Below are 21,276 nucleotides of genomic sequence, written 5' to 3' on the forward strand. Positions count from 1 at the left end.
GAATAATGATTTTTTAATTATTATTATAAAAGGTTTATGAAATTAAGGCTATTATTATTACCATTATTTATTTTATTATCTTGTGCATCCAGTCAAAAGAGTGCAGATTCTATTTTTAATAGCAGACCTTTTTTAAGAGAGTATAAAAGATATTCTCTAACTTCTGGAGAGGGGAATCCTGTATTAGATTCAGTTATAGACAGGGAAGGAACTTGGGTATATTATTCGAGAGAAAATGCAGGAAATACTGATATATTTGCTGTAGATTCTTATACGCTTGAAACTTTTAGGCTCACAAGAAGCCCGGGAATAGACTCCTCTGTATCTGTGGATAGTAAATCAAAATATTTGGTATTCTCTTCTACGAGAGATGATGCTTTTTCTGATATTTATTTATACAAATTAGTTAATCTTGGTATTAGAGCTTCAAAAAATAATTTAGAAAATTTAGAGCAGAGTATAATAAGAATAACAGACTATAAAGGCTATGATACAGACCCAGAAATCTCTCATAATGCCGATATGATAGCTTTTGTTTCAGACAGAGAAGATAATATAAAAAAACTCTTCACAGTTAAGCCAAATGGTAAGGAAATAATTAAAAGAGCAGATATAGAAGCCTCTTCTCCTACATTCTCTTTTAATGACAGACATATTGCTTTTATTACTTCAAAAATAGGTGAGCCTTATTCTCAATTAGCAGTAGTAGACTTGCAAGCTAACTCCTACATCACAAATGATATTCAAACCAATTTGATGATTTTAACTGATACTAAAACCTTTAAGTTTAATCCGTCATTTTACAACAACGACACTATAATTTATTTTGAAATAGCAAATGATACTGATAAAGACGGTAATTTAACATATAATGATAAAAGAAGATTAATGTCTTATTCTTTGTCTACAGGACAATATTATGTATTAGAAGAAAATACAAGTTTAAGCACATTTAATGTAGCTTATGAATCTGCTTTAGTAGGAAGCTATGTATTAAGCACTTCAGGCACTAGTATAGTAACTATGGGCTCTACCAAAGAATATTTCATTAAAGATGCTAATGCTAATGATATGTATAATACCTTTGTTGCTTTGCCTTATAACAGAAAAGTTGAAGTAATAGAGAAGTTTTCAGAGTATTTCCCTTCAGATGAAGATAGGGGCAATGTATCAAAGGCTTATTTCGATGTAATGTATCAGGCCTATACTAATAACAACAGAGATATTTACAATACTTCAAAAAATGTTCTAACAACAGAATATACTAACACTTTTTACGGATTTTTGGCTTTAAAGATAGATGAAAATTTTGACACTAATGATAATTGGCTTAATGCTTCATATTATACTACAAATGAATCAATTATCACAAGCAATGAAAATATAGTAAATGCTTTATCTTGGGCGGGTTACATATCTGCTAATGAAAAATATAATAAAAATAACACAAATGCTTCAACATTAGAAATGCTAAATAGTATAATAGACTATGACAGCAGCAAAGATTTATATGTATTAATATCAAAATTATATTCTCATTCACTTGAAGATAATAATTATAAATATCCTGCAGATGAGGATTTGTATAATAAACCTTATAGAAGAAAAGATTTAATATTTGCAGACAGACTTGAAATAGCAAAAGATTTTATAAAAGATTCAAAGATTCCTTATCAAACTATAATAGATAATTCCCACCCATACTCACCATTATCTGTAGCAAGCAGACTTATATATTTAGACGGACTTATACTTGCTAAAAATTATGATGCGGCAACCAATTTATTTCAGCCGTATATGGAATCAAAAAATGATATAATGCTTGCTTTGGGTTATTATGCTAATGCTAAAATATTATTAGACAAAAAAGATGATGCAGCTTATCAATTATTAGTAAATGCCGTAAAAAGCGGAGGCAAAAACTTTGAGCCTACTTATGAAGCAAAAGAATCCAAAAGAATACTTGCCAACTATTATAGAACTTTAGCAGACAATGCTTATAATGAAGAGAGATATAATATTGCTTATGACAATTATCAAGAAGTTTTAGTTTATAATCCTAATGATGCCAATGCTTCTTCAAGAATTATTGAAAGCGGACTTAGAGCATACAGCACCATAGAATCACTTGAGAAAACTATAGCAGAGAGGGAGAGAACTCTTTTATCTACAAGATATTCAGAGCATGCAGCACATGCAGAGCTTGCTAATGCCTACTATTATTTGGCTAATAGATATTACGGCATAGCTATGTCTAAACAATATGACAGCGAAAGGTATGTGCTTAGCGAGAAAAAAAGAGAAGACGGATTTTATTTGTATTTGAATAAGTCTTTTAATACTATAGTAGATAAAGCAGTCTCTTATATGGATTTTGCTATATTCCTTTATCCTGATGAAGAGAATTATTATATAAAAAAGGCTGAAATGCTTACATTTGCAGAAGCCTTAAAGATGCAGGTGCTTCAAAGCGATAAAACATATAAAAGCATAATGGAATTAGTGCCAAGCTATAAAGACAATAATGTAAATAATGATAAATATATAGGCTACAATCAATTAACTCTTCAAACGCCAAATTTGGAAAGCGAAATAATTGATTCTCTTATAATGGCTAAAAGCAAAATAAAAACTAAGCCTAATGTTGTATCTATAATGCTTGCAAACTCTTACTTAATAAACGGCAGATACTCTGATGCAGCTAATGAATATAAAGAAGCTGAAATGCTATTAAACAGTGTAGGAAGCGACAAGAGTAAGGCTTGGTATCATTTCTTCTATGGATATTCTTTGTGGATGAACAATGATATTAATGGAGCTTATAGAGAATATAATAAAGCCAGAGAGATTTTTGAAAGACTTGGAGACAGTGAAGCAGTATACAAAATAGTAGGATACACTTCAGTTGCTGCCATTGAACAAAAAGACTACACTAAAGCTATTGAATCTTTATTAGAAAGAAATACTATAATTACAAACAATGTAGAGCAGAATGAACTTAATGAACTTCTTATTGCTGCTTGCTACTTAAAACTTGAAGATTATAACAATGCATTAAAATACTGCGACAATGTGAAGGCAAAAATAGACAGTTTGGATTCTTCTTCATATAATCCAAATTATGTAAGTATTACTTTATATGGTGCTAATATCAATGTTGTAAACTTAGGGCTTGCTTCTTTCGGAGGATATATACCGGGTGAGCCTCTTAATGTTGATAAACAGCAGATGCTTTATTCTATATATCAAGAGCTTTATGAGAAGATGGGAAGATATTCAGAGGCAAGAGAAGCTTTATCTTCATATAGAAATTATATTATTAAAGATAAGCCAAAAAAATCAATACAGCCTTTAATGCTTTCTACCTACTACAATAATGAAGGTTATTTATATTATAAGCAAGGCTCTGTTTCTAATTCTATTATGTCTTTTAGAAAGTCTATAGAAGAATACAGAAAAACTATAAACTCTAATGCCCTTAACAATAACCCAAGTTTAATATACGAAAATGCTCAAAATGATGCTAAAAACTATTTGAGCTTATCATCACTTTATTTAAGATATTTATCGCAAAATGATTTAACTGCTATGAGAAGAGATTTTTTTATGGAGTTGTTTGATACTATAAAAACTCTTCAGGTGCTTTCTACAAACAACAGCGTAAGCTCTAAAGACAGATTATTATTATATTCACATATAGCAGCTTTTCAATATATAATGGCTTTGAAGCTTACTTCTGAAGCTAATGATTTAATGCTTAACAGAAAGAAAAATGACGGCTCTTTGGATATGAGCATGCATGATGTTAATGTTCAAAGACTTTATATGCTAAAAAATGCTATTGATAGATATAAATATATACTCTCATCAAACTCAAACTTCCCTGTGGACTTAAAGACTGAAATAATTATTCGCTATAATTTAGCTAAGGCTTATGAGCTTGCGGGCAATATTGAAGAGGCGGCGAGAGAATATATATCTGCTTTTTCTAAGGCTAAGGTTAATGCTTTTGCAGTTGAGGAGATTGCCATACTTACTACTTTAATAGATTTTAGTGAGAAGTATAGAGATATTTATCCTGACAGTCTTGATGAGCCTGTAATGTATGTGTTTAGAATATTACAGAGATTAAGAGAAAGCGTATTTATGATTACTTTTGCAGAAGAAAATAACCCTATACTGCAGGAAGCAAGGTATAAAGTAATAGAGTTTTTGGAAGGCAATTATCCTGATGCGAGCATTAATATACTTGCTATGTTTGATGCAATAGATATGCGTAAGGATTTTTTAGATAAAAGGCTCTATACACTCGGAGAGAATAATTATTATCTTAGAGATTATTATAAACTATATGAAAAAGCTCTCTATGCTTATCAAAAATATTTGTCTGCAGTAACAGCTAATTATGACAAAAAATTAGAAGCATCATCTCTAAAAGAAATTACAGAATATGAAAAAGAGGCTATTAAAACTTTTGAAAATACGCCTATAAAAAATATAGTAATTTGCGATGTGAAGGCTACAGATATAGATAAATCAATGCGTAGTGATGAGACTCTAATATGGGATACTTATTTAGGTTATAGATTTGTGAGGGAGAACAAAAAGACTTATTTCTATTATCAAACTAATGACTTAATAAAGACAAAAAACTATGTTACTCATATTGGTGAGAGTCCTATTGTTATGAGCAGTAATAACAACGCATTTGTACGCGAGCTTTATGATTCTACTGAGTATATGCTTCCTCCTAAGGTTGCTTATGTTGATAACAGATTAATTTCTTTTTATAAGGTTAATAGAAACGACAGAAAAAATATAGATATGACTGCCTCTTCTGCAAGCAACACTCTTCTTACAAATAATGTAAACTATGCAGATAATTATAGAGAAAATGAAGCAAGAGTGATGCAGGTTAATTATGTAGAAAATGATAATAATGAAATTGATAATGAAATCAGTACTAATAATATAATTACTAATAATATAACTAATACTACTACTCGCTCTACTAACAGAGTAAGAAAGTTTAGGTTTATACCGTTTAATGATTTATTAACTAACTCCTATGTGCCTTTGGTTGTGGACATTACAGATGCTAAGGCTTCTGATATATCAAACTTAATGAAAAAGAATTTCTACATACTTTATGCAGACAAGAAAACTTTTGATGAAAATAAAGAAGTATTAAAAGAAGTTAATAATATAGCATTAGTAGTAGGCAATTCTAATACATATTCAAGAATAATGTTTTATACTAATTATTTCCAAAGTCTTGTAAGCAACTCTTTGGAAGATAGTATGAAAGGCTATGACAACAATCTCTTTACAGTATACGGAAAGCCAGATAATAGCATGACAACTCTTTCAAATGAAACTTATAATTTCAAAAGCCGTTTGCTTGCATCATACAAAAAAACGCCTTCTGTTAGCATGATTTCTAATATTATAAGCTATTCACAATCTCCTAATGAGATTATGTATAATTATGCTTATTTTATAGAAGATAGATATAATGTAAAAGACACCAACACTGCATACAATCTCTCTGAAGACGGATATAAATATTTTGCTTCCTCCTACAGTAATATAAGCGATTCTAATGCCTACTACTTTATGAAGGCAATGCTTCCTGTTTATAGAAGACTTGGAGATGAAGGGGCTGTTAAGGGTGCTAGAAGAGCTTTGCATTTTATGTATCTATACACAAATGAAAATTATCATTTAATAGATGAATACTTTACTCCTCGCACATTGTCAAGATTCTTAAAGTCAGGGGAGACTGTAGAAAATAATGTAAGATATGTAAATTATATAGCACAGAGAACTACAGGCACAAATAAAAATAAAATATTAGAAATAGCAGTGCTTTATGATTTAATATATGCTAAAACTCCTTTAGATAAAGTAACAAACTTGCTTACTCTAATGACAAATACAAATCAAATACTCACAGTTGCAAATACAATATTAGATAATAAAACTACAAATGAGGCTAATATATTCTTAACTATGGATTATATTTACGGCAATCAGTATATATTTGAAGCTAATACTATTTCATCATTTGCTAATTTATTTTATTCGCTTTATAAAGATAAGCCAAGTTATATATACGGACTTCTAAATAAAATAAGAGTGCCTGAGAGCGATTTTAGAAAGAATATTTATAATGCATACAACATATTTAGTAATGAAAACACCAATACTATGTTTATATTCTATTCTTATGAAGATGATAAATATACTTCTTACAGTTATGTTGTTGGTGATAATGAAGTAAAAAAATCTTCTCTTGTATCTATTGATAAATTGAGAGATAGTTTAACTGCATTTACAAATGCTCCTAATGCTAATGAAAGAATGAAAGCATTAAAAACTATAGAGTCTCAAATGCTTCCTTCAGATGTATCTAAAAATGCATCAAGGGTGAACACTGTTTATATTACAGGCTCTTATCCTAATTTGTTTACTATACCTTTTGCTTATTTTAATGATTTTAAGAATGCTGATGTTATAAAGATAAGAGAGTTAAAGTACGTGCCTATGGACGTTATTAATATAGGCAAGGCTAATATTAAATTAAATACTCAAACTAATTTTTACACATCATTAGAGAGTTTAGCTGTTGGTTATGGTAAGGGAAATAGAAAAGTGCCTCTTACTCACTATATAGGAATAGACACCAACTACAATAAGCCTTATAATAAAGAAGATATATTCCTCTCTCCTGCAAGAAATGCTGATATATTTAGGTATTTAAGCGACAGAAGCAATAACAAATTAATGTTTACATACAGTACAGACTTATCAGGCGATTATTACACTGTTATGAAATATTTGTATATGAACTTTAATAATGGCGTCATAGATTCTTACAGATATATTAAAAATAATGCTGTAAACCCTAATATTATCAATGCTTCAGATATAAATACATTATTTAAGGGAAGCTATACTTTATTTGACTACATACTTCCTGGCATACCAAAATAAAAAGCATATTTTTAAGTTAAAAACATAATTACACTTGCAAAAAATTATATTTGTTCTATACTTAACTATATATAAATATCATAAAAAGTAATATTATATTTAATAATATATAGGAGTATCAATGGACTTATTAGCACATATTTTAGCAACAGAAAATGATGAGAAGTTTATTAAAAGCCTGCTTTCAGAGCTTTTTACAAAGGACGAACAAGATATGATTCAGCAAAGACTTAGGATAGTCACCTTGCTAAGGAGGAAAATGCCTCAATACGAAATAGCAAAAAGCTTAAATGCTAGTCTTTGTTCCATTACAAGAGGGGCAAAGGAATTAAAAAAACAAGATAGTGCTTTGGCGGTTATAGTTGATAAATACCTAATGAACAATAAAGAGTTTCAAGAATCTCTAAACAAATCATAAAAACAATAAACTAATCTCATCTGCATAATTAAAATAATTTTCTTTTATAGATAAATATTCATCTGTTATAAGGAAATAATTTTTGTTGTTTTTTATAATGGCTGAATATTTGTCTATAAAGTCTTCTTTAAATAGAGTATTATAATTATTTATATCTATGCCTTTTACAGTCCTTAAAGAAAGAAATATAAACTCTTTTTTTTGTGTTTCTTTGTCTATATATTCTATTTCTCTATTAGGCTTTTTATTTTGTTTAACATGTTCGATATAGTCTTTAATGTTTCTTATGTTTTCGTATCTTTCATTGTTGTAGTATCCTACAGCAGAAGCTCCCAAGCCTAAATAACTTTTTAGTTTCCAGTAATTTGAATTATGTATTGACTCATAATTATTAATAGCATAGTTTGATATTTCGTATCTTATAAATCCCAAATCTTTTAATGTGTTTGAAGATATTTCATAATATTCCACACTTTCCTCTTCTTTTGGCAGATAATCTCTCCATTTCTCTTCGAGTGATTTTGTAAGTTCCAAATAGTAAAGCGATATATGTTTTGTTTTGGGGAGAATATCTAATGCTTTTAGAATGTCTTTTTTTGTTTGAAGCTTATCATTTAGGGGAAGTCCAGATATGAAGTCAAGAGAGATGTTTGCTATAGCGGAGTCATTTATTATTTTTAGCGCTTTTATTATCTCTTCTAATTCTGTATGCCTATTGATGAGAGACAAAGATTTTTCATTGAATGTTTGAAGCCCTAATGATATTCTTATATTTTCTATACTTTCTAAAAAACTAATATATTCACTGTTTATATCATTAATATTTGATTCTATTGTTATTTCTTTTATTAGTTTTATGTTTTGATGATTTTTAAGAATGGTTAATATATTGTCTAATAAATATTTAAGTAAATTAGCATTTAATACTGAAGGAGTGCCTCCTCCGAAATATATTGTATTTATTTCTTCTTTATAATCATTTATTCTTAGTTTTAATTCTGATATAAGTGCTTCTGCATAGTTTTTATATGTTTCTTTTTCATTCATATTAACAACAGAAAAAAAATTACAGTAGCTGCATTTGTATGTGCAAAAGGGTATATGTATGTATAGACCAGACATTAGTTTAAGAAATCTTTAAGAGAGCTGTATCTTTTATAATACATTTTTTTAAGGGCTTTTTTTTCTATTTGTCTTATACGTTCTTTTGTAAATGAATAGTTCTCTCCAATCTCTTTTAAAGTTTTTTTCTCTTGGTCAAGACCATATCTTGCATTAACTATTTCTTTTTCTATATCGGAAAGCCCTTCCATAGCAATTTTCAATTCTTCAGTAAGCTCTTTATCAGATAGAATATCTTCAACAGTTTTGCTGTTTTTATCTTCAACCACATCAACCAATCTGTCTTTAACCCCATCCATATTAAAGTCTTTTTCAAGCGACACATATTCATTATTCATAGCCATAATATTTCTAATTTCTCTAGGCTCTTTTTTTAATATGGAAGCTAAATCCTCAACATCAGGCATGTGTCCAGTCTTGTAGTAGCATTGATGAACAGCCCTCTCTAAATCCACCAAATCCATAGCCTTATTCAAAGGAAGCCTTATGAGTCTTGATTTTTCATTGATGGCTCTTAATATGCTCTGTCTTATCCAATAAACAGCATAAGAAATAAAATGATATCCCTTGTCAGGGTCAAATCTATCAGTTGCTATTATAAGCCCCAAATTGCCCTCACCTATTAAATCTTCCAAAAGCAAACCGCTGTTTTTATACTGCTTGGCAATGCTTATTACAAATCTTAAATTGCTTCTTATAAGCTTAGCCCTCGCCTGAGAATCTCCCTTTTTTAGTCTTTGAGTTAATTCTATTTCCTCTTCTCTTGTAAGAAGTTTCTCTCTCTTGGCATCTGCAAAATATAAAGATATATTATTATTTTCTTCTAAATTACTCTTTGTTTTACTGTTTGGCATCTAATTTTAGCTGTCCTTTATAAATATCTATTAGCAAGATCATGTACAACAGAATGATTAAAGGAATGTGAAGATTTATTAGCTATCACCCTTCCTATGATAGGTCTTCCTAATATATACAAGTCTCCTATTATATCTAAAATCTTATGTCTTACAAACTCATTATCGAAATGAAGTTTTGTATTAATTACTTTACCGTCGCTAAGAAGTATATGGCTTCCTATCATGCCGCTTCCAGCCATACCCATCTTTTGAGCATAGTCAATATTATCTATAGTGTTAAAAGACCTTGCCCTTCCTACTTCCTCAGTAAACTGCTCGAAATTATCAAACTTGTATGTATACTCCTGAACGCCGATTGTTCCTGCAAAATCTATACGCAAACTCACCTCAAGACCATCATAAGGAGAAAGTATTATATAAGTTTCATTATCATTAACATTTCCATAGGTGAGAGTTTCATCTATCACTATAGGCTCTATATAATCATCTTGCTCAACAAATCCAGCCTCTTTCAAAGCATTACAAAATACTAATGCAGAACCATCAACATTAGGTACTTCCCCGTCGCATTTTACTATTAAGTTTGTTATGCCCATCATGTGAAGTGCTGCCAAGAAATGCTCGGTTGTTTTTATATATCTGTTTCCTGCTACTAATGCTGTAGAGTTTACCGCTCCTGATTTATCTTTTGAAAGTATGTTGGTGTGGTCTAATTTTATTTGAGTGTTGGTATTAATATCAATAAAAACGATGCCGGTATTAACTTCAGCAGGTACTAAAGTAAGGGCTGTTTTTCTTCCTTCCATTAGGGCAAAACCGCTTACAACTATACTTTTAGCTATTGTTCTTTGCTTCACTTTATATTTGTTGTTAGATTTATGATGATGGATATTATTGTTATTTAAAGTATTATTTTCTATGCTTTTTTCATTTTTCTTAAAAACTTCATCGCATGAAGATAATAATTTGCTTATGCTGATAGGTTTTTCTAAAAAGTCATAAGCTCCCATTTTGGTAGCTCTTACAGCAGTTTCTACACCAGCATGTCCGCTCATCATTATAACAGCAGTATCAGGATATTTATTTTTTATTTTTGATAATATATCCAAACCATCTACATTAGGAAGCCATACATCTAAAAATACTAAATCTACCTTTTTGCTGTTAAATGTTTTTAAAGCTTCCTCATAACTGTTTGCAATATCAACATCATATCCTTCATCTTCTAATACATTTTTACAAGCATTCAAAATATCTTCTTCATCATCTATTATTAATACATTATTTTTCATCATAATTCAAATTTCCTACTTTAAATATAATATTATATTAATAATATAAAATCAATATATTATATATATAAATTATCGGAATTATGTTAATATAATAGTATAATTATTCATTTTTTAATATAGTTTATATGTATATAAAAATGAAAAAAATATAAATTAATTAAATATATATATAAACTTTATAAGGATTAATTTTTGTATATGAAAAAGATAATAATAATACCAGATTCATTTAAGGGAAGTGCGAGTAGTTTAGAGGTTTGCGAGTGTATAGAGAGAGGAGGTATTAAAGGCAGTTAAAGATGTTATTATAAAAAAGGTTCCTATAGAAGACGGGGCGAGGGTACAGTTGAAAGTGTGATTTATGCTGCTGGGGGAGAGTTTATAAGAGTTGATGTAAAAAAAACAATAGTAAAAATATTTGCACTTTTTGCTGCGGGAAAAAGTTAATAATTATAATTTATAAAAATATAATCACTTTAATACTTACTAAAGATTTTTATATTTTCTAAATTTATATTTTAAAATTAATATTTGTGGTGGCTTTTCCCCCTGCGAAGCTTGCCCTTAGGGTAGCACCCCAGTTCTTTTACCGAGTAGGTACCTTTCGGTATTGGTATAAAAGAACCAAAAGAACTGCATTCAATAAAGTATAACCTCTTATTAACATATATCTTTTATGCGTGCGGGTTGTTACTTTTTAGTACACAATAAATATATCCTATTAGTACACAATAAATATATCCTAAACTCTAACCTCGCCAGTTAATAACTTTTGCATAACTCCTTTTTTTTGAAGCTTTCGAAGGTGTAAGAGCTGTTTAAGAATTTCTATATCTTTATCAACTGCGAGCCGCAGCACCTTTCCGCACGATATAACCTCTTATTAACACATATCTTTTATGCGTGCGGGTTGTTACTTTTTAGTACACAATAAATATATCCTATTAGTACACAATAAATATATCCTAAACCCTAACCTCGCCAGTTAATAACTTTTGCATAACTCCTTTTTTTTGAAGCTTTCGAAGGTGTAAGAGCCGTTTAAGAATTTCTATATCTTTATCAACTGCGAGCCGCAGCACCTTTCCGCACGATATAATCTCTTATTAACACATATCTTTTATGCGTGCGGGTTGTTACTTTTTAGTACACAATAAATATATCCTAAACCCTAACCTCGCCAGTTAATAACTTTTGCATAACTCCCTTTTTTTGAAGTTTTCGAAGGTGTAAGAGCTGTTTAAGAATTTCTATATCTTTATCAATGAGTGTAAGGAGTTCAGCAATTTTTTTTTGTTCTTCTATTGAAGGTGGTATATAAAAAGACATATCTAAAATAAATTTAAAATGTCTATTATACCCCGTGTTTGGTATATATTGATTGCTTAAGTGATAATACATAAATTTTGTATTAAATTTTTTGTTTGTTTTTAATAATTGTAGTCCGTCAGCACCTACTATAAAATTAAAATCTATATATTTAAAAATTCTTGTATGGTCTCCGAATGCAATTACATTATCGTTATTGAAAACTTTATCTATGTTATCACTATAAGCAGATATGTATTTTTTGCCTTGGTCAATTACAGGATACTTGCCTATTTCTTTATATTCATTTTGATTAATTTGATATTTTTTAGCAGCTACTCTTATAAAGATATCTTCAAATTTATAGCTTTGCCATTTGTCTGTAAATCCATTGAAACGTACTTTCCCGCTTAAAATTTTTTGCATCACTCCTTTTTTGTAAAGCTCTTTTTTTTCTATTAGCTTTGTTAGATTTTCTATTAACTTATCACATATAGAAAGTATGTCTGATATGCGTTTTTGTTCATCTATTGGTGGGAGAATTATATTGAAATTAATTATATCATCTTTTGTAATAGCGCCGAATGTTGTACCTTTTTGATTATTTAAAAGTTTATTTTTATAATATTTTAAAATATAAAATATATAATTGTTAATGCTTTTATTGTTAGAGTTTATTGCGCATAAACCTCTTCCTATACATATATTGGTATTAGCAATATTTACATCACCGACAGGAGCCCTAACGCTCATTAAAATAGATCCGCTTTTAGCTACTTTTTTTATATCAGAAGAATATATGTTGAATGTGGGGTATATATATCCAAAAGTTGAACTCCCTTGTAAAAAAGGCAAACCTTTATTATCTTTATTATAGAATTTAGATTTAGGTGATTGTCCCATTACTATATCTGCTATATCACCAAGTTTTACTTCTTCCCAACCGCTTGGCAAACTTCTATTCATTACTCCTCCTATTTAAAATATTCTATTATGAAATTTTTATTTTGGCAACTCTATTAATTAGTTAAATATGTAGTTTATATTATTGATTTTATATTTATTAGATTTATAATAGTAAACATAATTTAATTAACATATTTATTTGAATAAGTATTTTATATGATAAATTATATATTTAATTAAAATAAATGCAGTCCTTTTGCTTCTTTGGGGCACCAAAAGAAGTGGGGGTACGGGGGCTAGCCCCCGCCATAAATTTAAATAATAATTTTTATATAAACAAGCATTAAAAATAGTTTTAAAATAAGTATAATAAAAAATAAGGAAAATCACTATGAACAAAATGATACCTTTCTCTCCGCCAGACATTACAGACAATGAAATTGAGGCTGTAGTTAATGTTTTAAAATCTGGCTGGATTACAAGCGGACCTGTAAACAAAGAGCTTGAAGAGGAGCTTTGTAAATATATAAATGTTAAGAGGGTAAAGCTTTTATCAAGTGCTACTATGGCTATGGAGCTTGCTTTAAAAATATTCGGCGTTACTCAAGGCGATGAGGTGATAGTGCCTGCGTACACTTATGCTTCTACTGCTAATGTGGCTATACATTTGGGGGCTAAGGTTGTGTTTATTGATGCGGCTGATGATGATTTTAATATAGATTTAGAGAAACTTGAAAAGGCTATCACACATAAAACCAAAGCTGTTATTGCTGTTGATATTGCTGGAAAGCCTTGCGATTATGAGGGCATTATAAAAATACTTGAAAAGAAAAAAGATTTATTTACTCCATTAAACAAATATCAAAAGCAATTAAACAGGGCTTTATTTTTGCTTGATGCTGCTCATTCTATCGGTGCTGTTTACAAAGGAAATAGGGTAGGAAGTCAGGCTGATTTTTCTTCTTTCTCATTTCATGCTGTTAAGAATGTTACAACTGCTGAGGGGGGAGCTTTGAGTTTTAATGATATTGGCAACATTGACGCTGATGAAATTTACAGAGAAGTGTCTGTTTGGGCTTTGAATGGTCAGAACAAAAGTGCTTTAGATAAAACTAAATTAGGAAGCTGGAGATATGATATTGAGGTTGCGGGTTATAAATGCAATATGAGCGATATTCATGCGGCTATTGGTTTATCACAATTAAAGAGATATGATGAGATGCTTAAAAATAGAAAAAACATTGTGAATATATACAACAGTGTTTTGGGTGCGAGCAAAAAAGTTATACTTCCTGTTTTCAAAGACGATGAGGCTGAATCATCTTATCATTTGTATTTATTAAGAATTAAGGACTATGAGGAGGCTGATAGGGATTTGCTTATAGAGAAGATGGCAGAGCTTGGCATAGTGCTTAATGTGCATTATTTGCCTCTTCCTTTTCACAAAGTTTATAAAGATTATATTGATAATAATTATATAAATGCTTTTAATTTGTATAAGAATGAAGTAACTTTGCCATTATACAGCACACTTAAAGAGGAGGACGCTTTATATATTGCTAAGAATGTGCTTAGGTATTTGGAGAGCAACTGAGCTTAGGGATAAGCGGTTGTGTTTTTTATGTTTTTTTATTTGCAGGGCTTTGCCCCGCACCCCAGTTCTTTTATTGGTATAAAAGAACCAAAAGAACTGCATTTAATAAAATATAGCTTTTTATGTATAGCAAAATATAGATATTATTTTATATATTCCAAAATATAAAGCTAAAACACTCGCACTTTTTGGTTCTTTTTGCTGCGGGAAAAAGAACAATAATTTTTTTAATTTTTGCAGGGCTTTGCCCCGCACCCCACTTCTTTTGTTGCCACAAAGAAGCAAAAAGGCTGCATTTAATAAAATATAGCTTTTTATCTATAACAAAATATAAATATTATTTTATGTATTCCAAAGATATAAAGCTAAAACACTCGCACTTTTTGGTTCTTTTGACGAAGTCCGCACAGCGAAGGCGGGAAAAAGAACAATAAAAAATATATAAAATAAAATAAATTAAAATTGAGTAATCATAGTGATTTATATTTTTGTTAGTTTGATTATTGTTATTATAGCTATCCTTCTCTGCTATCTCTATTATGAAATAAAAATACACAACACTAAAAAAATAAATAATAATCTGCAAATAATGCTCGCTGTTAAAACTTATGATAATGACTTAATTAACATAATAAAAGATGATGATGTTAAAGGAATAATCATTAACATAGCCGATATTAATACAATTGAAAAACTAATAAAAAATATAAAAGAAAATATAAATAAAAAAATATTCATAGCATTAGACGAAGATTATAAGCCTACGCATAATTTATTTTTTGACCAGCACTTTAAGGTTTATCAAAGCTATATTGGTGAGAGGCAAAGCGAAACTTATGCATACGATATTGCTAAAAAAAGGGCATCTACTCTTAAAGCTATTGGCGTTAATATGTTTTTATCTCCTGTAGTAAATACTCTCTGTAATGAAAAATCTCATCTAAAAGAGCATATCTTCAGCGGCGATAAACAAATTGCTTCAAAGTTAATATCTCAAACAATTAAAGCGTATAAAGACAAAGGCGTCCTCACCGCCGCAAAATATTTTCCAAAATACTATGATGATGAGTTATATATAGAAGATAATATGAAAAATGTTGAAAATATAATCGACTCAAAACAAACCTTCTTGTCGGCAATAGAAAGCGACTTCTTTGTGATGAGCCATATTAAAAATGAAAAATTATATAGAGATTATCTTTTTAATAGCCTTAACTTTAATGGCGTTGTAATGACAGATTATATTAATAAATACTCTCTTATAAATAATAATTTGCTTAATGTTATTGATTATAGGTTTTATAAATTAAATAGAGAAAAGATAAAAAATATTAAAACAGAGGATAGTGAATTATGCGTAAAAATTTCAAAGCTGTTAAATCGATTATAATTTTATTTAGTTTTGTAATTGTTGGGTTAGCTATTAATTCTTGCACCAAAAAAGACAGCATCACAGAAGATGAAAAATATATTTTAGAATTGAAAAAAAAATATTCTTATTTATCTGATTATATAGATGAAGTTAATAGTATGAGCATTGAAGAGAGGAGAGGGCTTCTTACTATGGTGGGCATCACTGACACAGTATTAAGCGAGGAAACTATAAAGACATTAAAAGATAATCATATTGCTGGCGTTATACTTTTTAATTACAACATAGTAGACGAGGAACAATTAAAAAAACTCACATCAGACTTAAAGAAATATGTTAACAAAAATATGTTAATCTCTATAGACGAAGAAGGAGGAGAAGTCTTTAGAATACCTTTCGACAAATACAAAGACATTTCAGCAAAAATGATAGGCGACAGCAACAGCATTGAATATGCCTACAACATAGCCTACAACAAAGCAAACTTTCTAAAAGATATGGGTATTAATATGATACTTGGTCCGTTATGCGATGTGCCAAGCAATAAAGATTCTTATATATATAATAGAAGCTTTTCTACAAATGTTGAAATGGTTTCAAAGATGATAGAAGCTACAATAAAAGCTCAGAAAGATGCCGGTATTATAAGCGTTGTTAAACATTTTCCCGGTCATGGGGACACCGCTGTTAATTCGCATGATGAGTTTCCTGTAATAGACAAGACTTTAGAAGAGCTTAAAAATAAAGAATTAATACCTTTTCAAAAGGCTATAGATTTGGGTGCTGAGATGGTTTTAATTTCTCATATAAAAAATAAATATATAGATGATGAGCTTCCTGCCAGCATGTCAGAAAAATATAGAAAATTGCTCGAGGAAGATATGGGTTTTAAAGGCGTGATTATTACAGACGACCTCGTTATGACAGGCAAGATTAACAGCACTATCAATTATGGTATAAATCTCACAAGCAATATTTATAAAAATGTAAAAGATATGTTTAGAAATATTGAACCAGATATAATTTCATGTGCTAAGGTATTAAAGATAATGAGAGAAAATACCTAACACATAAAATTATTATTTAGTTATTAATTAGCTTTTTTCTTTTTTCTGTTGCTGTTTGGGTTTCTTTTGTATGTTAGAGTAGAATCTAATCCTTTAGCAACAAACTCATTTATGATGTTTACTACGGTATGATATGTTACATTATATTGTTTAGCGATGTCAGTATGTGTCAGGCCAGTATTTTTTTTGTCATCTAAAGCTAATATAATGTTTGCTCTCGATATCAACCTTTTAGATTTACCTTCATTTTTGATAAAATCTTTAATCTTTTGCTTTTCTTCCTCTTTTAAAGATATTATGTGTTTAGTAGTTATACTCATTTTTTAAACCTCCAATTTTAATACTAAAACAACTAATAAAGATATTGTTTTAAGTTAAAAAAGAATTTAACTTAAGTCTATAACATAAAAACACAAAGAAAATATAAAAATACCATTTAATTCATATCATATTTTAAGGGGAAATATAACATATTATAAAAAAATATCAATATGAAAACAATTACATGAAAATATGTTAATAATTATCGTATGTCCAATAATTCAAAATGTACCTCCTTATATGTTTTTTTCATACCCCTTAAATAATATAAACATATATTTTTAATATTATGTAAAAAGTTTTCATCATTTATAGAATATAAATTTATATTAATATTAACTATAGAACATTTTGCTGCAGCATATAATATTGTATACGCACATACTATATCGCTTATAACGCCCTCATTACCATATTTGTGAATTATCTCAAAATGCTCTAATAACTCATAACAGCTTTTAAGCGTTTGAAGAGGAGGCTCTAATGCTTTTTTTGCTGCTTCAGAGATGGCGTTTTTTCTAATCTCTTTTTGTTCATCGGTGTCTTTAGGCAATTTGTATGCGTCCATAATTAATTGAAACATATCAGCATCTTTATCTACAATTTCTATTAACTGAGATTTTATTTGTTTTATATTTTCTACAGCGTTATTGAAAGCAGTTTGTTTTTCTGTTTCTAATTCTTTAAACTTTTTTTTGTTTACGGTAAGATGAGCAACCATTCCAGCCAAAGCACAAGCCAAGCTACCAACAACAGCAGTAACGCTTCCGCCTCCCGGAGCAGGCAATGATGAATCTACATCATTAATATAATTTAGCACGCTTTTGTTTATGAGCTTTTCCATTTTCAAAAATCTCCTTAAAAGTTTTTTAATGTTTTTTTGTGATGCGGTTAATAATTTATTTGAGAGTTCAATATACTAAAGATTTTATATTTTGTCAAAATTTGTTTTTATATTTTTATAAATTATAATTATCAACTTTTTCCCGCCTTACGCTCTGCGGACTTCGTCAAAATAACGATAAAGTGCAAGAGTTTTAACTTTGTCTTTTGGAATATATAAATCTAAAATAATATCTATGTTTTCGTATACATAAAAAGCTATAATTTATTGAATGCAGTTCTTTTGCTTCTTTTATATCAATAAAAGAAGTGGGGTGCTACCCTAAGGGCACGCTTCGCAGGGGGCAAAGCCCTGCAAATATTAACTTCAAAATAGAAATTTAGAAAATACAAAAATCTTTAGTATATATTTAAATAACTGATTTATGTTCTTATTTTTATTCAACTTTTTCCCGCCTTCGCTGTGCGGACTTCGTCAAAAAGTTGCAAAAAACGCAAGTGTTTTAGGTTTATATTTTGTCTATATATAAAAAGTTAGGTTTCATTAAATGCAGTTCTTATATTTAGTATATAGTATAATAAATACAATAACTTTCACTTCCTCTTTAAGTGCTTAAACTGCTCCTTTGTCGCTTCTATTACCTCTTCTAATGTCATACTCTCTCTGCCTAACTCCCGCTCTAATTCCTCCATCTTTTTCTTCTCTTCAAGCAATGCTTTTTCTCTCTCCCTTTTTTGTTTTTGAAGTTTTCTTGCCCTTTCTAATAATTGTTCTTCTGTGTAATGGGGCTTTATGACTTTTTCTTTGTCCCCATCTCTTAAATAGATTTTTAAAAAACTTAAAAAATCAAGCCATAATGTTGGTATGTTGTTTTTCTCTTTTGCTTTTAATTTGGCATATTTAATACACTCCCTCCAATCATACTTTCTTTCGTTAAAAATCTTTAATAATAGTTCTTGTTTTTCTTTGCTCTTAAAACCGTATAACTCAGAGATTTTGGAAGCATTGTTGTAAGTGAAATTATTAAATACTTGGCATAATTCTAATACAAAAGAATCAAACTCTGAGAGAAGAAAATTACTATTAATTATATTATTATTTTTATTATTAATTATATTATTATCTTTAACTTTTTCTTTAATACCATCTAAGCAATTTTGATTATACTCTTTTATATTATTTGATAAATCTGTATCATCATTTAATTTAATTCTATTAACTAATTTTATTTTTGCTAATGAGAAAGCATCATCATTTTTATTGGTATTGTTGTTTTTATTAATGCTTTCATTTTCTTTATACTCTTCAATGCTGATGTTTTCTTTGATGTTAGTGATTTCTTCATTGTTTTTTAATTCTTCATTTTCTAACTTTTCATTATCTAATTTTTTATTTTCAAGATTATTTATATATATCTTTCTCTTATCTACATTCTTCTCTTTTATATCATAAACCACCCTTATATAATTATGCTCTTTTAATTCTGATATGCATCTCGATATGCTTACATTGCTCATAGAATACAAATTAGCAAAATAGGCATTTGTGGCAAAACAGTAGCCTTTTTCATTGGAGAGGGCTGTAATCTCTCCGTATATTAATCTTGTGAGAGGGCTTAATCTTTTATCGTATCTAACATTTGCGGGTATTACGGCATAATAATTTTTTTTGTTATTCATTATAAAACCACCTATTAATATTTTCTTTATACTAAATTCAATTTTTATAATGATTTATAAGCTTAATTTCTGGTCTTTTATGATTTTTTGTAAATTTTTTTCTAATTTTATTATAATTAATATGGTTTTATTACGATTTTTAATTGTTAAGTATAAAAAGTATAGTTTATAGAGCAAACTGTAAATAAACAGTAAAAAAATGTAAATAAATATTGACATTTCTTGATAATTTTTGTATATTATAGTTAGGGAGTTTATTACTGATGGCTAAAAGATATTCACTTTTAATTATCGTTTTTGTAATGCTATCTTCTGCATTATTTGCCGATGATTGGATGCTTCCTGCTTCTGCATTGCCAAAAAAAGCACAGGACTTTATCGCTTCAGCCTATCCGGGGGTTACAATATGGAAGGTTGAGCGCGATGACGGAAAGTTTGAAGTGGATTTATCTAATGGTGTTTCTATAGACTTTTATATGAACGGCGATTGGAAGAGCATTGACGGTGAATATATGGGTGTTCCTAAAACAGTGCTTCCTGCCAATATAGCAAATGTTGTTGAAAAGACTTATCCTTCATCTATAATCATAGAAATAGAGAAAGAGTGGGGCAATTACAAAGTAAAGCTCAATAACATGATGGAATTATATATTTCAGCAGATGGTCAATTAATGGGTCAGAAATTTGACGACTAAAAAAATTATTATTAAATAAAATGCAAGTGTTCTAACTTTATCTTTTTTGAATATATAAAATAATACCTATGTTTTCGTATATATAAAAAGCTATGGTTTATTAAATGCAGCCTTTCGCGAAGCGTATCCGAAGGATATAAGGTTCTTTGTGGCAATACCGAAGGCACTTCCTACGGTCGCCCTGAAGGACTCCCTTCGGTCGCACCGAGTAGGTGCCTTGCCTACGGCACGCAGAGCGTCGGCAAAAGAATTGGGGTGCTACCCTAAGGGCACGCTTCGCAGGGGGCAAAGCCCTGCAAATAAAAAAACTTATTAATTCTATTGTTCTTTTTCCCGCCTTCGCTCTGCGGACTTCGTCAAAGTTTTTGCCCTCCGGGCACGCTTCGCGAAAGTGCAAGTGCTATAGCTTTATATTTTAGAATATATAAAATAATATCTATATTTTGTATATGCATAAAAGTTATAATTTATTGAATGCAGTTCTTTTGGTTCTTTTATACCAATAAAAGAACTGGGGGTGCGGGGGCTAGTCCCCGCAAATAAAAAACTTAAAAAATATTTTAACAAACTCAAAATATTTTAATATATATTTTAAAAAGTATATTTTGTAATTTATATTTTTGTTTTTATTCAACTTTTTTGTCGCTCTCGCACCTATACCTAAAGGTACTTCCTTCGGTTGCCCTGAAGGACTCCTTTCAGTCGCACCGAGTAGGTGCCTTACCTACGGCACGCAGAGCGTCGGCAAAAGAAGTGGGGGTACCTACCCTAAGGGCACGCTTCGCAGGGGGGCTAGCCACCG

13 protein-coding genes and 1 pseudogene are annotated in these 21,276 nt (G+C 29.6%); 7 read left to right on the forward strand and 7 right to left on the reverse strand.

Translation table 11 applies throughout. The features are described from left to right. Positions 1–36: 36 nt before the first annotated feature. Complete coding sequence (locus R4I97_RS09215) at positions 37–6,996, forward strand: ABC transporter (protein ID WP_335784752.1); 6,960 nt, start codon at positions 37–39, stop codon at positions 6,994–6,996. Positions 6,997–7,117: 121 nt separating this feature from the next. Next, entirely contained in the window at positions 7,118–7,414 is a 297-nt protein-coding gene (locus R4I97_RS09220) for a Trp family transcriptional regulator (RefSeq protein WP_157151559.1), read from the forward strand. On the opposite strand, the gene hemW is transcribed toward R4I97_RS09220, so the two are convergent. From hemW to lpxC, 3 genes are read right to left on the reverse strand one after another with little or no spacing between them, the layout of a single operon-like run. Further along, positions 7,409–8,536 (reverse strand): radical SAM family heme chaperone HemW, encoded by a 1,128-nt coding sequence (gene hemW / locus R4I97_RS09225; RefSeq protein ID WP_335784753.1) that lies wholly within the window; start codon positions 8,534–8,536, stop codon positions 7,409–7,411. The genes R4I97_RS09220 and hemW overlap by 6 nt on opposite strands. Next, entirely contained in the window at positions 8,536–9,390 is an 855-nt protein-coding gene (locus tag R4I97_RS09230; RefSeq protein ID WP_335784754.1) for an RNA polymerase sigma factor RpoD/SigA, read from the reverse strand. The genes hemW and R4I97_RS09230 overlap by 1 nt, the downstream gene beginning before the upstream one ends. 17 nt (positions 9,391–9,407) lie before the next feature. Continuing rightward, positions 9,408–10,688 carry a UDP-3-O-acyl-N-acetylglucosamine deacetylase gene (gene lpxC, locus R4I97_RS09235; protein WP_335784755.1) on the reverse strand — a complete coding sequence of 427 codons (1,281 nt, stop codon included), beginning with the start codon at positions 10,686–10,688 and terminating at the stop codon, positions 9,408–9,410. A 198-nt stretch (positions 10,689–10,886) separates the two neighbouring features. On the opposite strand from lpxC, the pseudogene R4I97_RS09240 reads away from it, so the two are divergent. Continuing rightward, positions 10,887–11,102 (forward strand): annotated as a pseudogene (locus R4I97_RS09240) (glycerate kinase); the annotation flags it as partial. Positions 11,103–11,852: 750 nt separating this feature from the next. On the opposite strand, the gene R4I97_RS09245 reads toward R4I97_RS09240, so the two are convergent. Beyond that, the gene (locus R4I97_RS09245) at positions 11,853–12,962 is read right to left on the reverse strand and encodes a restriction endonuclease subunit S (protein ID WP_335784756.1); all 1,110 of its coding nucleotides are present in this window, start codon (positions 12,960–12,962) and stop codon (positions 11,853–11,855) included. Positions 12,963–13,293: 331 nt separating this feature from the next. Here R4I97_RS09245 and R4I97_RS09250 point away from each other — a divergent pair, with 331 nt between their 5' ends. From R4I97_RS09250 to R4I97_RS09260, 3 genes are all read left to right on the forward strand, one after another. Next, entirely contained in the window at positions 13,294–14,496 is a 1,203-nt protein-coding gene (locus R4I97_RS09250) for a DegT/DnrJ/EryC1/StrS aminotransferase family protein (RefSeq protein WP_335784757.1), read from the forward strand. A gap of 475 nt (positions 14,497–14,971) precedes the next feature. Further along, the gene (locus R4I97_RS09255) at positions 14,972–15,886 is read left to right on the forward strand and encodes a glycoside hydrolase family 3 N-terminal domain-containing protein (RefSeq protein WP_335784758.1); all 915 of its coding nucleotides are present in this window, start codon (positions 14,972–14,974) and stop codon (positions 15,884–15,886) included. Then, complete coding sequence (locus R4I97_RS09260; RefSeq protein ID WP_335784759.1) at positions 15,850–16,935, forward strand: glycoside hydrolase family 3 N-terminal domain-containing protein; 1,086 nt, start codon at positions 15,850–15,852, stop codon at positions 16,933–16,935. The genes R4I97_RS09255 and R4I97_RS09260 overlap by 37 nt, the downstream gene beginning before the upstream one ends. Before the next feature lie 23 nt (positions 16,936–16,958). Here R4I97_RS09260 and R4I97_RS09265 read toward each other — a convergent pair whose 3' ends face one another. The 3 genes from R4I97_RS09265 to R4I97_RS09275 all read right to left on the reverse strand — a co-directional run bounded on the left by R4I97_RS09265 (position 16,959) and on the right by R4I97_RS09275 (position 19,779). Beyond that, positions 16,959–17,255, reverse strand: coding sequence for a helix-turn-helix domain-containing protein (locus R4I97_RS09265; RefSeq protein ID WP_013243580.1), 297 nt, complete (start codon positions 17,253–17,255; stop codon positions 16,959–16,961). A 203-nt stretch (positions 17,256–17,458) separates the two neighbouring features. Further along, positions 17,459–18,100 (reverse strand): cyclodeaminase/cyclohydrolase family protein, encoded by a 642-nt coding sequence (locus R4I97_RS09270; RefSeq protein ID WP_335784760.1) that lies wholly within the window; start codon positions 18,098–18,100, stop codon positions 17,459–17,461. Positions 18,101–18,693: 593 nt separating this feature from the next. Next, the gene (locus R4I97_RS09275) at positions 18,694–19,779 is read right to left on the reverse strand and encodes a helix-turn-helix domain-containing protein (RefSeq protein ID WP_335784761.1); all 1,086 of its coding nucleotides are present in this window, start codon (positions 19,777–19,779) and stop codon (positions 18,694–18,696) included. A gap of 263 nt (positions 19,780–20,042) precedes the next feature. On the opposite strand from R4I97_RS09275, the gene R4I97_RS09280 reads away from it, so the two are divergent. Beyond that, a complete protein-coding gene (locus R4I97_RS09280) occupies positions 20,043–20,474 on the forward strand; it encodes a PepSY-like domain-containing protein (protein WP_335784762.1) in 432 nt (143 codons plus the stop codon). The last annotated feature ends 802 nt before the right edge of the window (positions 20,475–21,276 follow it).

Origin of the sequence: Brachyspira pilosicoli, assembly GCF_036997485.1 — a bacterium.
GTDB lineage: Bacteria > Spirochaetota > Brachyspiria > Brachyspirales > Brachyspiraceae > Brachyspira > Brachyspira pilosicoli_C.